Genomic DNA, 14,370 nt, shown 5'->3' on the forward strand with positions numbered 1-14,370 from the left:
ACAAAATGAGAAAAATCGTTTCAATTTTTGCCGTCGGATTATTATTTCTGACTGCATGCGACGGAGGGAAACTTAAGCAAGTGGAAAGTGAAAACGTGCAACTTGACGACTCACTTCGGGTAGCTCTTTCCAATCAAGACAGTCTGTTGGTGCTATTGAACGACATCACCGACGGTATGAACCAGATCAAGGATTTGGAAAAAATCCTTGGCAGCACTAATGACCTGACAGCAGAGTCACAGTCACGCAAGGATCAGATACGCAATGACATGTACTCTATACAACAGGCTCTTCAGGAGCGTCGCGAACGTCTTGCCGAACTTGAGAAAAAGTTAAAAAGCTCACAGGGCTATAACGCAACTCTTCAGAAGACCATAGACAACCTCAAGGCCGAGATAGCCACTCAGGAAACCACTATATCCACGCTGCGCAACGACTTGGCAGCAGCAAAGATACAGATAGCCGACCTCGGCACTAAAGTCGACTCACTCAGCACAACAGTCGCTTCAGTCACCGAAGAGAAAGTGAAGGCTCAGGAGGAGACACAGAATGTGACCAACGAACTTAATACTTGCTACTATGCAATAGGCACCAAGAAAGAGCTTAAAGAAGCAAAGATTATCGAGACAGGCTTCCTGAGAAAGACCAAACTTCTGCAGGCCGACTTCCAGCAAAGCTATTTCACCAAGGCCGACAAGCGCACAATGACTGTAATACCCACACAGTCCAAGAAAGCGAAAATATTGACCAACATGCCGTCAGACTCTTATGTAATCGAAGACGAAGGCGATACAAAAGTCATCAAGGTAACCAATCCCGAACGTTTCTGGAGCTTGTCCAACTACCTTGTAATTCAAGTCGACTGACAATACGTCGACACCCTCATAACCGAGCGCGGCCGCCTTACGGCGCCGCGCTTTCTTTATATATTACATATCCCTCCCCTATTAATAACATATCTATACCGTAATCACTTTTTATTATGTTTAATTTTGCAAGCATATCAATCTTATTCATTAATAAAATATCATGACCTTTAAATCATCAATTTCACGCATTAAGCTTACTCTGATGTCGCTGTTCATAACAGCGGCCGCAATCCACTCATGCTCTTCCGGCAGCAGAAAAGCATCAGGAGCCATTGACGAAACCACCCCTCAAGATACCGTCCTGACGGTGAAAGGCGCGGTCGAAATGGCCCAACAGCTTGGCATGGGATGGAATCTCGGCAATCAGATGGATGCCCAAAAAGACGGAGTAGCATCAGAGACGGCATGGGGAAATCCGGTAGTGACACAGGCTCTGTTTGACAAACTGGCTAACGCAGGAATAAAAACGGTACGCATACCCGTGACTTGGCTCGGTCATATAGGTGACGCACCCGGCTACACAATCAACAAAGCATGGCTCGACCGAGTGGAGCAACTTGTGGGATATGCCGAAAAAGCCGGACTAAACGCCATAATCAACATACATCATGACGGCGCCGACAGCCGCCATTGGCTCGACATAAAGGGAGCTGCCGAAAATCCGGAAATCAATGCCGCCGTGACGGCTCAAATCAAAGCTATGTGGGCCCAGATAGCATCACGCTTCAAAGACAAAGGACAGTTCTTGATATTCGAGTCGTTCAACGAGATTCATGACGGCGGCTGGGGCTGGGGCGCTAACCGTACCGACGGTGGCAAGCAGTACCGTACGCTCAACGAGTGGAACCAAGCATTTGTAGACACAGTAAGAGCCACAGGAGGCAATAATGCAGACCGTTATCTTGCGGTACCAAGCTACTGTACCAATCCGGACAATGCCGTAGACGGAAGTTTCAAATTACCTCAAGACTCCGCTGACAACCGTCTAATCGTCGCAGTACACTACTATGCTCCTGTAGACTATTCTTTAAATGACAAGTTCAAGGAATGGGGACACACCGGCACCGATGTGGATACTTGGGGCGATGAGACCTCCCTGCTTGAAACCTTCGGAAAATTAAAAAGCATGTATGTAGACAAAGGCATACCAGTATATATCGGCGAAATGGGATGTGTGCGCCGTGACAACGAGAGAGCCGAAAAATTTCGCCGCTACTATCTCGAATACGTATGTAAAGCCGCCCGCGACCATAACTTGGCCCCGATATACTGGGACAACGGATACGGAGGTACCGGCCGCGAGCAGTCAGGTTTATTCGACCGCACCACAGGAGAATATCTAAACAACGGCGGCGATATCATGTCGACAATGGTAAAGGCGGTCACCACCGATGACCCCGACTACACGCTGCAATCGGTATACGACAACGCACCTATATAAAATTTTACGGCAAAATGCCTCAACTTAATATTCCCGTTATGATTATTTATTAGTAAATTTGCATACTAATTCAACAATTCATAATGGGAATATTCAGTTTCTTCTCCAAAGAAAAAAAGGAGACGCTCGACAAGGGTCTTGAACGCACAAAGCAAGGTGTGTTTTCCAAATTGACACGCGCCATTGCCGGCAAGTCTAAAATAGATGACGAAATACTCGACAATCTTGAAGAAGTATTCATCACTTCTGACGTAGGAGTAGAAACCACTCTCAAAATAATAGACCGCATCGAGAAGCGCGTGGCCAAAGACAAGTATGTCAACCTGTCGGAGCTCAACGGTCTGCTCTGTGAAGAGATTACCGATCTTCTCGCAGAAAACAACAACGATTCGACACTGGAAGATTTCACAGTTCCCAAAGGCCACAAACCCCATGTAATCATGGTAGTAGGAGTCAACGGAGTCGGAAAGACCACAACCATAGGCAAACTCGCCTATCAGTTCAAAAAAGCAGGCAATAAGGTCATGTTAGGTGCGGCCGACACTTTCCGTGCGGCAGCCGTAGAACAACTCGACATATGGGGAGAGCGTGCCGGTGTACCGGTAATCAAACAGAAACTCGGCGCCGACCCAGCATCGGTAGCATATGACACTCTTCAATCGGCGACAGCCAATGATATCGATGTTGTCATAATCGATACCGCAGGACGTCTTCACAACAAGAAAGGCCTGATGGATGAGTTGACCAAGATAAAGAATGTCATGCAGAAAGTAGTACCCGACTCGCCTCATGAAGTGCTGCTTGTACTTGACGGCTCCACCGGCCAGAACGCTTTTGAACAAGCCAAGCAATTCGTTGCCGCCACAAAGGTAAACGAACTCGCCATAACCAAGCTTGACGGCACAGCCAAAGGAGGAGTAGTTATCGGAATAAGCGATCAGTTCAGAATTCCCGTAAAGTATATAGGACTCGGTGAAGGAATAGACGATCTGCAGGTATTCCACAAAAAAGAATTTGTACAATCGCTTTTCGGAGAGTCAAAATAAAATGCCACGTAAAAAAGTCGACGTCATAACTCTCGGCTGCTCCAAGAATCTTGTTGACAGCGAACGGCTAATGAGCATGTTTGCCGAAAGCGGCTTCGATGCCGTGCATGAACCTAAAAAAGTGCGCGGCGACATAGCCGTAGTAAATACATGCGGCTTTATCGGCGATGCCAAGGAAGAGTCTGTCAATATGATACTTGAGTTGATTCAGGCCAAAAACGAAGGCCATATAAAATCGCTCTACGTCATGGGATGTCTTTCACAACGCTATCTTGACGAGCTTAAGGACGAGATGCCTGAGGTCGACGGCTGGTACGGAAAGTTTGATTGGCCGGAGCTCGTGACCATGCTGTCGTCAAAACATCCGGCCACCTCTGCCTACGACAGGGTCATCACCACCCCACGCCATCATGCCTATATCAAGATAGCCGAAGGATGCAACCGCTTCTGCTCTTTTTGTGCCATACCTCTTATCACAGGACGTTTCAAATCGCGTCCTGTCGAGGACATTATAGAAGAGGTAAAAACTCTTGTGTCACGTGGTGTAAAAGAGTTCAACATCATAGCGCAGGACCTTTCAGCCTATGGCAGCGACCTTTACGGACATCAGGAACTTGCTCGGCTTATTGATGAAATGGCCTCGGTGGATGGTGTACAATGGATAAGGCTGCACTACGCCTACCCCGCACAGTTCCCTATGGAGCTACTTGACGTAATGGCCAAGCACCACAACGTATGCAAGTATCTTGACATAGCGTTGCAACATATAAGCGACAAGGTGCTCTCCAACATGCGCCGCCACATCAACGGAGAAGAAACCCGCCGGCTTCTTGACGAAATAAGAAAGCGTGTTCCCGGCATACATATACGCACCACACTCATGGTCGGCTTTCCCGGCGAAGGTGAAAAAGAGTTCTGCGAACTGAAAGAGTTTGTCAAAGAACAACGTTTCGAGCGTATGGGGGCATTTGCATACTGTGAGGAAGAGGACACATACGGAGCACTGAACTTTACCGACGACATACCTGAAGATGAGAAACAGCGGCGCCTGTCGCAGCTTATGGATATTCAAGCCGGTATTGCACAGGAGATAAACGAAGCAAAGATAGGCTCAACGGTAAGAGTCATTATCGACCGGGAGGAAGATCAGTATTTCGTAGGACGTACACAATGGGACTCCCCCGAAGTAGATCCGGAAGTCCTCATAAAAAAGGACAAGCCCTTAAAAAAGGGCGAATTTTACGACGTCAAAGTCGTAGACACTCAGTTCTATGATCTTATTGCAGAATTAGTGTGATTATAGATTATGCTGTCGCGCTCATTAAAATCGCTAATCAATTCCTGTCTTGATGATAAACGGACGTTTGCCGTATATGCTCTGCCCTATCACACTCCGGCGTGCATTGTAGCCGGAGAAAATTCATTATCATCAGGCGGCACTTTCTTTATAAACGACTTCAACAATACGTTGGGAAATCCGCTTACTATAAGTGGCTGTTCACAACACCACAATGAAGTTGAGCCTCCCGAGCCATACAACTGCTCTACTGTATATGAAGACTACAAACGGCATATCACAGACATCGTAAACGATCTGAAAAAGACCGGGGGCAAAACCGTATATTCGCGAACCCTATGCGGTGATGCGTCAGGAATAGACTGGGCGGAAGTCACCGACCGTTATTTCTCGGCATTTCCCGACACATTCCGTTTTATATATTACACTCCGGTTACCGGTGCATGGCTGGGGGCCTCGCCCGAAATACTCCTCGAACGCAAATCGGGCGAAAGCAGGGTATACACAATGTCGCTTGCCGGGACCACAAGTAACGACTCGACCGAAAATTGGGACGAAAAGAACATAAAGGAACATGACTTTGTCACACGATATATAACTGATGTATTCAATCAATTAGGCATAAAAGCCGAGATATCGCCCGCCGAAGATGTATATTTCGGTACCGTAAAGCATTTATGCAACCGTATATCGGGAGAATACACAGGCGATTTTTTTACAGCAATAAATGTTCTGAGTCCAACTCCGGCACTTGCCGGAGTGCCGCTTTCCGACGCGCTTGAACACATTGGGCTGCACGAACCGCATCCGCGCAGGTGTTATGGAGGATACACAGGTGTCATAGACAGTGAAGGCGAACACGCGTATGTAAATCTGCGAAGTGTCCACTTCTCGCCCAAATACTTCTGTATATACGCCGGCGGCGGCATCACATCAGACTCCAATCCTGATGACGAGTGGACTGAAACCCGCAACAAAGTGCAGAAACTTCACAACATTATCTTATCGAGTGTAAACAATGGACGATAACCGACGCGGAAAACCGTTTCTTGTGATAACCATAGCAGTCATCATACTGTTCGGGATATCAATGTTGCCGTTATCGCAACTTACAGACGGCCGATTGCGTGACTACAATCTGTTGGCCGACATTTTAAAGATAACCGATGACTCGACATCCGTAACAGTACAACCCGACGACTCCGCACCTGTAGACAAAGCGCTTATTGCCGCTCAAGAGGAAGAAAAACAAAAAGCGGTCGTCAGCCCCGACACCCTGACAGATACTAAAGAAGAAAAAGAAGTCCACCCTGTCGATACAATATCCCCCATAGTTGCCCCGATAACGTCACGTCAGGGCGATATAGTGGTAATGGAAGATTATACCGGTAACGGTTCAGGTCTTGACCGGTTTAAGAACGCACTTTCTCAAAAAGACAGCCGTGTTGTCAGAATTGCATTTCTCGGAGACTCATATATCGAAGGCGACATTTTCACGCAAAATGTCCGCGAAAGCCTTCAGCAACATTTCGGTGGCTCCGGGGTGGGTTATGTCAACATGTATTCCGAATTTCCCGGCTTCAGACGTTCGGTAAGGCAGTCAGGGAGCGGCTGGAAAGTATTCGATATCAGCAAAGGACGGGCCAATAACGCCTATCTGTCTCTTACCGAACAATATTCCGTACCTGACGGTAAGGCAAAGGCTCTGTATAAAGGCGTAGACAAATTTCACAACGCCGATTCATGGCAGGTATCGCGCTTTTTGTTTGTAAGCCCCGATGACTGTGTCGTCACCACAAAAGTCAGCGACGGAGAGCCGGAGCTTCATTCCGTATCGGGATCTTCCGATGTGCAATGCATCGAACTACCCTCACCCACCACTTCATTTTCCGTATCGACCGACTGCACATCGCTCGCCGCGATAGGTGTATGGCTTGATGGAGCCACGGGCATATCGTTAGACTGCATGTCGTCACGCGGATATTCAGGAGTTACATTATCCAAAATAAATGTCGGACTAAGCCGGTCAATGCGACAATATATCGACTATGACCTCATTGTATTGGAATTCGGCATAAACGCCATGTCGGCAGCTCAATCCGATTACTCCGCCTATACCCGTCTGATGACGAAAGCTGTGGCTCACCTGAAAGAATGCTATCCGCTCGCCGACTTTATAATCATGGGCATCGGTGACCGCGGGCAGAAATCGGGCTCAGAAATAAAATCGATGAGAGTGGCACCGGCCATGACTTCGGCCCAGCGTGATATAGCCCGTAACTCGCGCTGTATTTTCTGGGATACGCGCGAGGCCATGGGCGGGGAGAACTCTATTGTCGACTGGGCCAACGCGAATCCGTCACGGGCCAACAAGGATTACATCCATCTTACTCACAGCGGAGGAGCCGTTTTAGCCGAACAATTTGTAAAATCATTATTGCATGCACTTGAGAATTAAGCATATTATTACGACCATCATAGCCATATCATCACTATGTCCGATACAGGCGCAAGATGACGACTGTGACGAAGTCATAAGACTGAATCCGAGCCTTACAGCCGATGCGGACAATGATATTGTATCCATACCTCCATTTATCAATCTTGACGCAAACGTCATAGAAAGTAACGGAGCCGACTGGAACTCCTTACGGCATAAGGCTGCGTCAACAGTCACTATACCATTGTCAATAGTACATATAGGCGACTCGCATATTCAGGCCGATTTTGCAACCGGGCATACAAGACGGCTTTTTCAAAAAAACTATGGCAATCCCGGCAGAGGGCTTGTCATACCATTCCGCATGACCGGAACAAACGAGCCTCGCGATTATTTAATGAAAAGCTCCGGTACATGGAAGGGCTCCAAGTTAATGAAGCAGTCACCCAATCTTCCGGTAGGCTTCACAGGTGTGGCCGTGACTCCTTCATTTCAGAGCACCGACCTTGTCATATCTACCCTTTCACGCACCGATAAGAAAGAACTGTTCAATGACGTCACCCTCTATTGCAACGGCTTGCCGGCCATAGATGCGGTGTCATCTGACGGAAAGATGTTAGACTATGAAATACTTGCCTCCCCCGGGGCATGTACTGTCATGCTCTCACGAGCAGTGAGCGAACTTACTTTGTCGCTATCGTCAGCCGGCTCAACGGTCATATATGGAGCCGACCTGCGTATGTCAGGCGAGTCGGGAGTATTCTATCATGCCATAGGCAATAACGGAGCCACTTATGCCTCATATAGCTCGGTAACCGACTTCGCCGACGGATTATCGGTCCTCAATCCCGACCTTGTTATAATAAGCCTCGGAGCCAATGAAGCATTCGGCAAGACCGGCCCTGAAGATATTTATCGGGCTATGGATATGGTTGTCAGCGATATCAAGGAGGCCAATCCATTCTCGGAAATACTTCTTGTCACTCCCATGGAATGTCAAAAGAGTACACGTACCCGCAGACGTCGTGCACGCAGTTTTGCCGTAAATGAGAAAATAGCGGTAATGCGAGAAACCATACTGCGGTACGGCCGTGATAAAAAAATAGCCACATATGACTGGTATTCGGTAGCCGGAGACCAAGGCGCATCAAGCAAATGGGTCGGCGAAGAGCTGATGGCTAAAGACCGTATACATCACTCCCACAAAGGCTATCTTCTAAACGGACAATTGCTCTATGAAGCACTAAACAAAGCACTGCAGCCATGAATCAACTTTGGGATAATATAGTAGAATTTGTCGATGCCGAACGGCTCAAAGCGACACTCCTTTATGACAGCGCCAATCCTCTGCTGTTCAATACAGGGCTGTTCTTGGTCCTGTTTGTGGCATTTCTGCTTGTATACCGGATATTGAGCCGTCATCATACACTAAAGACTATTTTCGTCATACTTTTTTCGCTCTACTTCTATTACAAATCAAGTGCGGAGTATTGCTTCATATTGCTTGGAGTATGTGTCAGCGACTATCTGCTTGGACTTTGGCTGGGAAGTGCCAAATCACGTACCTTAAGAAGAGGTATCGTTCTTCTCAATGTCCTTGTCAATTTGGGTATGCTTGTATATTTCAAATATCTCAACCTTATACTCACAACCATAGCGGACTTCTCGTCTTCTAAATTCGATGCCCTCGACATAATACTTCCTGCCGGAATATCATTTTTCACATTCCGCTCCATAAGCTACATTGTAGACATATATCGCGGAGACATAAAACCTACACGCAATTTTCTGAACTACACATTTTTCCTTACCTTTTTCCCGCCGCTTCTGGCCGGTCCTGTGGTAAGGGCCAAAGATCTCATGGGGCAGATAGAGTCGCATCCGGTGGCATCGCGGGCCATGGTCAGTTCAGGATTGTTTCTTATCATGGCCGGACTCGTCAAAAAAGTCATAGTCGCCGATTATATCAGCGGCAATTTCATAGACCGTGTATTTGATAACCCCACCATGTTCTCGGGCTTTGAGAATCTTATGGCCGTATACGGGTTCACCCTTCAGCTGTATTGCGATTTTTCAGGATATTCCGACATGGCCATAGGCATAGCACTACTGTTAGGCTATCGCTTCAAGGCCAATTTTGATGCCCCGTTCAAGTCACAAAATCCGTCGGAATGGTGGCGACGCTGGCATATATCACTATCAACATGGCTGCGCGATTATCTGTATATACCGATGGGAGGAAGCCGTTGCAGCAAGCCCCGCACACATGTCAACTTATTTAATACCATGTTACTTGGCGGTTTATGGCACGGCGCATCATGGATGTACATCATATGGGGGGCATGGAACGGTCTTTTGCTTATAGTGCACAAGACACTCCGAAGCATCTTTCCACATGTAAGTGAGAAAAAGCGAAATGCATGGTGGAGAGTCACGGCAAATGTATTTCTCACATTCAACCTAATGGCTTTCGGCTTTATGTTTTTCAGAGCGCGCTCCATGACGCATGTACATGACATGATTGGACAGATGATACACAACTTCCACTTCGCTGTGGCTCCGCAGTTTTTAAGCGGTTACCTTATGATTGTACTTGCTATGGCTGCCGGCTATCTGATGCACTTCGCTCCCAAAAGCTGGAGCAAGTCGCTCGAACACAGTTACGGACGTCTTCCGCTGTTGCTTCAGTCCGTAGTTCTGGCCATACTCCTTCTTGTCATTATACAAGTACGCCAAAGCGATATTGTGCCGTTCATTTATCTACAATATTAGTCTGAACAACAAACCTGCATCATATCAGGATTTACGCGACGCCTTGATTGCAGCAATAAAATCAGGCAGTTCATCGCGCATGACATGATTGCGATGTATGGCCCGGTGACAATTTGGACATACGGGCATAAGGTTATCCAAAGCCTCTTCTATCGTCTGCTCCTCGCTCCGGCCCTCATACATGAATATGGGTTTTATATGATGTATCTCGATACATGAACTTCCATATTTGTCGCCATAAAAGCTACCGAAATCAAATCCGCAACAGCAACACTTCAGCACTCCGTCCTGAGTGTAATGTGCCACAGCCGCATCGCGCAGTTTTCGCGAGCGTTCGTGTGACGTGGCGGTCATAGTTATAGTCTCACCTTCCGACACAAGCTCATCATAAGGTATCACCTTTCCGTCAGTGACATCGTCCAAGTGTCCTCTGACATCCTCATAGTCAAAGTCTGATGACAACAGGTATCTAAGGCTGTCCATACGCGCCTCAACAAAATCGCGTCCCAATTGGGTTATGGCATAACCTTTGTCGTCATATATGGCATATCCCGGAGCCACAAGCGTATTATGGCTGCGCAGGTTGCGTACCTTCTGTGAAAAGTAGGTGTCATTTCTGCCCGATAATATCTCTGCATCGATGCCCGAAGGCCTCATCATCGCGGTAAGTTGTTTTATAAGTTCAGAAGTCGTGATTCTGCCACCATTACACACCGCCAGATAAAGAGTAGGCAGTATCAGTTCTTTTTCTGAAATACGTCGTTCACTCATAGAATCAATAATTAGTTATCAATAAATGTTTTACCTTTCTGTCATTGCGGTTCATAAAACTAACAAGATAACTCTTGTCAAATGTAAGTATATTTATACCCGGACGATCATACAGACCATATATATAATCGGTATGTTTTATTACCATCATCCATTTGGCCACACACTTGCCGGTAAGATAATCGGCAAGTCTTTTCTGGTCGTCGCGGGTAAACTCATTATTGGCATAAGTGCTGAACTCGCTGTCATACGGCGGGTCAAGAAAGATGAAGTCATCCTCATCGGGCTTATGTTCTATAAGGAACTTCTCGAAATCAAGATTGCATATATGGGTGGCGGCAAGTTTAGCGGATAATCCTGACGACTTGTAATACTCCATCTTTTTGTCGAAATTCTTTCCGTTATACGCAATGCCACCGTAAGGTACATTAAACTTACCGTCGCTGTTATAGCGAAACATGCCGCTGTAGCAATAATTGCGTATAAACAGAAACAGCGCGCAGTGTTTAGCCGGATCGAGGACCTCGATGATATTGTCATTATACAGATGTCTGAAATACATGTAAAGCGCACCTTTGACGGCAGTCTCGATATTGTCTGAAAGATCCTTTTCCGACAGACGGCTTTTTGTAAGCTCAAGCTTTTTCATACGCGACATCTTGTCTATGAACGTGCGTCTTATCTCTCTTATAAAGGCGTCAGGATCGTCATTAAACCTGTCACCCGTCAGGCCGAGTATCTCATCACGAAAATCACGACAAAAATATGACACCTCCATATCGAGCATGTCCTTTGTAAGTAGTTCGTCACGAAAACCGGTATAGAGGCGCAACAGTTCACGATGGCGTGTAAACAGTTCACGTGCACCGTTCCATGCTGTATTTATATTGTCGACATAGCGGAAAAACATCTCACTCCCCTCTTCTCCCGCCAGATAACGGTAAAAGTTTATAAGTTCTGTCGACAAGTCATTTATATAATATTCAGCAGCGTCTACCGCGGCATACACCGCGCCACCGCCCACGAAAGGCTCGAAATAACGTCTAAATTCAGGCATGGCCGGCAGAATGTATTTAAGTTCTTTCTCCTTACCTCCCGCCCACTTCAATAATGGCTGCATTACTTGTAATATAATTTCTTAACGCAAAGATACGAATATGCATAAAACAAATAGATCCGCTTTTGCCAAACTAAGTATCAAAAGCGGGACAATGGATCAATTATGCATATTGAACGATCCACTGTCCCGCTTATATGTAAACAATTATTTCGGCTCTATCAGTCAATAAGGGCGTGACCTGTCATCTCAGCGGGTTGCGGCATGCCCATTATTTTCAGGATTGTGGGTGCCACATCGGCAAGCTTGCCGTCCTCGACCTTGGCATCCTTGCGTCCGGTAACATAAACACAGGGTACAGGATTGAGCGAGTGGGCTGTATTGGGAGTACCGTCAGGATTGACAGCATTGTCGGCGTTGCCGTGGTCAGCGATTATAATGACTTCATAATCCGCGCTCTTCGCTGCCTCCACAGTATCTTTCACACAGTCATCGACAGCTTTCACCGCCTTTTCGATGGCCTCGTATATGCCTGTATGACCCACCATGTCGCCGTTTGCATAGTTCACGACGATAAAGTCATACTCCTGACTTTTTATGGCATCGACCAGTTTATCCTTAACCTCGTATGCGCTCATTTCAGGCTTCAGGTCGTAAGTGGCTACCTTAGGCGAAGCCACCAGTATACGCTCCTCTCCTTCATATGGAGCCTCACGGCCTCCGTTAAAGAAAAATGTGACATGAGCATATTTCTCCGTCTCGGCAATGTGCAGTTGCTTCTTGTCAAGTGAAGACAGATATTCACCGAGAGTATTGTTGACATTCTCTTTATCGAAAAGGATGTGTACGCCTGTAAACGAAGCATCATAGGGAGTCATGCAATAATACTGTATGCCGGGTATAGTATGCATACCGGCTTCGGGCATATCGTGCTGGGTAAGGACCATGGTAAGCTCCTTTGCCCGGTCATTACGGTAATTGAAGAATATCACGGCATCGCCATCCTTTATTGTACCGTCTACTGCCGCATTGACAATGGGTTTTACGAATTCGTCGGTAACGTCCTCATCATATGACTCCTGCATAGCCTTTACCATATCGTCGGCTTTCTTACCCTCACCGTTTACAAGCAAGTCGTAAGCGATTTTCACACGCTCCCACCGTTTGTCACGGTCCATAGCATAGTAACGGCCTACAATCGAGGCGACTTTACCGGCCGACTTGGCGCAGTGCGCCTCCAGTTCTTCGATAAAGCCCTTGCCACTACGGGGATCGGTATCACGACCATCCATAAAGCAGTGGATATATACTTTTTCAAGACCATATTCCTTGGCTATGTCGCAAAGAGCATACAGATGGTCAAGTGAAGAATGTACTCCTCCGTTGGAAGTCAATCCCATAAAATGAATAGCCTTGCCGTTATCGCGTGCATAGCTGAATGCATTCACAATTTCGGGATTATTCAAAATTGAACCGTCCTTGCAAGCCTTGTTGATTTTGACAAGGTCCTGATATACCACTCGACCTGCGCCGATATTGAGGTGACCGACCTCGGAGTTCCCCATCTGTCCGTCAGGCAGACCTACGTTCTCACCGCTTGCCTGTAGCTGTGAGTGAGGATATGTAGCCAAGAGGTAGTCCCAATATGGAGTGGGAGTGGAATATATCACGTCGCCTTTACCATGATTGCCTATTCCCCAGCCGTCGAGGATCATCAATAATGCTTTCTTTGCCATAATTATTATCGTTTATTATATTATAATATGGTGCAAATTTACAAATATTTTCGGAGCAAACCTAACACCACGCCTTCAATAAAAGAAATGGGGAACCGGACCGTTAAGCCGATTCCCCACCTCACGTTTCAACTATTTATTTATGAGAACCTCAATGCCCGGTATCACTACCCGATAAAGAGGACGAGGGATGTGAAAAAGCGGGTAATATCACTGTTTCAATTTCTATAACAACTGAAAACCGTTTGTGGACGCGGCTTCCGGGCATTTTGAGGGTTAAAAGTGCTTTAAAAAAGTAAATCTAACGTCAATTTTACGATAATATTATCAAATTAACTTAATCGGTTAACAATTATAACATTTACCTCCGGTCATGCGTATTTCCGCTAAAACCGTCATATATCTCACCAAGCCTGAATGGAAGTTCTCCACGTATACCGCCGGCAGTAAGCAATATGTTGTCCACACGGCGTATATAAGCATCGGTCAGATCATAAACAAACATGTAGTCAAGAGTATCCTCCAGTACGCTACAGGCCGTTCTGCAATGCGAGTCCTTGATCCATGACTTCATGCGCAAAGCATAACGCACCAAGTTTTCAAGCAGAAACAACCTTAGTTCTACGACAAGTCCCGGACCCGGGTGCAGAGTGATGAACTCTTTCACCGCTTTTTTACATACCGACGTGCGCGCCCGAGGACGTCCTTTAGACGGAAAAAATTCTTTGGCTATGACTGACTTGTACTTTTCAAGCATCTTGTTCTCATCAGGATTGACATAGTATTCGAGATATTCACGCGCATCCTTGCGGGCATCGTACAGCTCAAGCAGCACCGTGGCTATCTGGTCACGGTCAAGCATCATGAGTTGTCTTTTTAATGAAGTCTTTGACATAAAGCCATGAAATGGAAGTCGAAATTGTTCTTTTTGTCGGAAAAAT

12 protein-coding genes are annotated in these 14,370 nt (G+C 46.6%); 8 read left to right on the forward strand and 4 right to left on the reverse strand.

Going from position 1 to position 14,370, the window contains the following annotated elements; translation table 11 throughout:
• Window positions 1-5: 5 nt before the first annotated feature.
• The 8 genes from FW767_RS03515 to FW767_RS03550 all read left to right on the forward strand — a co-directional run bounded on the left by FW767_RS03515 (window position 6) and on the right by FW767_RS03550 (window position 9,865).
• Window positions 6-866 (forward strand): coiled-coil domain-containing protein, encoded by an 861-nt coding sequence (locus tag FW767_RS03515; RefSeq protein ID WP_121698263.1) that lies wholly within the window; start codon window positions 6-8, stop codon window positions 864-866.
• 163 nt (window positions 867-1,029) lie between these two features.
• Window positions 1,030-2,310 carry a glycoside hydrolase family 5 protein gene (locus tag FW767_RS03520; protein WP_121698262.1) on the forward strand — a complete coding sequence of 427 codons (1,281 nt, stop codon included), beginning with the start codon at window positions 1,030-1,032 and terminating at the stop codon, window positions 2,308-2,310.
• Window positions 2,311-2,393: 83 nt separating this feature from the next.
• Window positions 2,394-3,356, forward strand: coding sequence for a signal recognition particle-docking protein FtsY (ftsY, locus tag FW767_RS03525; RefSeq protein ID WP_121698261.1), 963 nt, complete (start codon window positions 2,394-2,396; stop codon window positions 3,354-3,356).
• A 1-nt stretch (window position 3,357) separates the two neighbouring features.
• A complete protein-coding gene (gene rimO / locus FW767_RS03530) occupies window positions 3,358-4,653 on the forward strand; it encodes a 30S ribosomal protein S12 methylthiotransferase RimO (RefSeq protein WP_121698260.1) in 1,296 nt (431 codons plus the stop codon).
• Between the two features lie 9 nt (window positions 4,654-4,662).
• On the forward strand, window positions 4,663-5,682 hold the full coding sequence (locus FW767_RS03535) for a chorismate-binding protein (RefSeq protein ID WP_121698259.1): 1,020 nt from the start codon (window positions 4,663-4,665) through the stop codon (window positions 5,680-5,682).
• Window positions 5,672-7,111: an SGNH/GDSL hydrolase family protein gene (locus FW767_RS03540; RefSeq protein ID WP_121698258.1), complete on the forward strand. Its 1,440-nt coding sequence runs from the start codon at window positions 5,672-5,674 to the stop codon at window positions 7,109-7,111. The genes FW767_RS03535 and FW767_RS03540 overlap by 11 nt, the downstream gene beginning before the upstream one ends.
• Window positions 7,095-8,360, forward strand: coding sequence for a GDSL-type esterase/lipase family protein (locus FW767_RS03545; RefSeq protein ID WP_121698257.1), 1,266 nt, complete (start codon window positions 7,095-7,097; stop codon window positions 8,358-8,360). The genes FW767_RS03540 and FW767_RS03545 overlap by 17 nt, the downstream gene beginning before the upstream one ends.
• Entirely contained in the window at window positions 8,357-9,865 is a 1,509-nt protein-coding gene (locus FW767_RS03550; protein WP_121698256.1) for an MBOAT family O-acyltransferase, read from the forward strand. Before FW767_RS03545 ends, FW767_RS03550 begins: the two co-directional genes overlap by 4 nt.
• Window positions 9,866-9,889: 24 nt before the next feature.
• On the opposite strand, the gene FW767_RS03555 is transcribed toward FW767_RS03550, so the two are convergent.
• The 4 genes from FW767_RS03555 to FW767_RS03570 all read right to left on the reverse strand — a co-directional run bounded on the left by FW767_RS03555 (window position 9,890) and on the right by FW767_RS03570 (window position 14,324).
• The gene (locus FW767_RS03555) at window positions 9,890-10,636 is read right to left on the reverse strand and encodes an HNH endonuclease (protein ID WP_121698255.1); all 747 of its coding nucleotides are present in this window, start codon (window positions 10,634-10,636) and stop codon (window positions 9,890-9,892) included.
• A 4-nt stretch (window positions 10,637-10,640) separates the two neighbouring features.
• Window positions 10,641-11,756: a DNA adenine methylase gene (locus FW767_RS03560; RefSeq protein WP_121698254.1), complete on the reverse strand. Its 1,116-nt coding sequence runs from the start codon at window positions 11,754-11,756 to the stop codon at window positions 10,641-10,643.
• A gap of 158 nt (window positions 11,757-11,914) precedes the next feature.
• Window positions 11,915-13,429 (reverse strand): 2,3-bisphosphoglycerate-independent phosphoglycerate mutase, encoded by a 1,515-nt coding sequence (gene gpmI / locus FW767_RS03565; RefSeq protein ID WP_121698253.1) that lies wholly within the window; start codon window positions 13,427-13,429, stop codon window positions 11,915-11,917.
• A 361-nt stretch (window positions 13,430-13,790) separates the two neighbouring features.
• On the reverse strand, window positions 13,791-14,324 hold the full coding sequence (locus tag FW767_RS03570; RefSeq protein ID WP_147438694.1) for a DUF6155 family protein: 534 nt from the start codon (window positions 14,322-14,324) through the stop codon (window positions 13,791-13,793).
• Window positions 14,325-14,370: the final 46 nt, after the last annotated feature.

The organism is Heminiphilus faecis, from assembly GCF_008728965.1.
GTDB classification, from domain to species: domain Bacteria; phylum Bacteroidota; class Bacteroidia; order Bacteroidales; family Muribaculaceae; genus Muribaculum; species Muribaculum faecis.

Bases quoted from the DNA above. Each gene is read 5' to 3' on its own strand.
- FW767_RS03515 (WP_121698263.1), top strand. From the start codon at position 6: ATGAGAAAAATCGTTTCAATTTTTGCCGTCGGATTATTATTTCTGACT.
- FW767_RS03520 (WP_121698262.1), top strand. From the start codon at position 1,030: ATGACCTTTAAATCATCAATTTCACGCATTAAGCTTACTCTGATGTCG.
- ftsY (WP_121698261.1), top strand. From the start codon at position 2,394: ATGGGAATATTCAGTTTCTTCTCCAAAGAAAAAAAGGAGACGCTCGAC.
- rimO (WP_121698260.1), top strand. From the start codon at position 3,358: ATGCCACGTAAAAAAGTCGACGTCATAACTCTCGGCTGCTCCAAGAAT.
- FW767_RS03535 (WP_121698259.1), top strand. From the start codon at position 4,663: ATGCTGTCGCGCTCATTAAAATCGCTAATCAATTCCTGTCTTGATGAT.
- FW767_RS03540 (WP_121698258.1), top strand. From the start codon at position 5,672: ATGGACGATAACCGACGCGGAAAACCGTTTCTTGTGATAACCATAGCA.
- FW767_RS03545 (WP_121698257.1), top strand. From the start codon at position 7,095: ATGCACTTGAGAATTAAGCATATTATTACGACCATCATAGCCATATCA.
- FW767_RS03550 (WP_121698256.1), top strand. From the start codon at position 8,357: ATGAATCAACTTTGGGATAATATAGTAGAATTTGTCGATGCCGAACGG.
- FW767_RS03555 (WP_121698255.1), bottom strand. From the start codon at position 10,636: ATGAGTGAACGACGTATTTCAGAAAAAGAACTGATACTGCCTACTCTT.
- FW767_RS03560 (WP_121698254.1), bottom strand. From the start codon at position 11,756: ATGCAGCCATTATTGAAGTGGGCGGGAGGTAAGGAGAAAGAACTTAAA.
- gpmI (WP_121698253.1), bottom strand. From the start codon at position 13,429: ATGGCAAAGAAAGCATTATTGATGATCCTCGACGGCTGGGGAATAGGC.
- FW767_RS03570 (WP_147438694.1), bottom strand. From the start codon at position 14,324: ATGTCAAAGACTTCATTAAAAAGACAACTCATGATGCTTGACCGTGAC.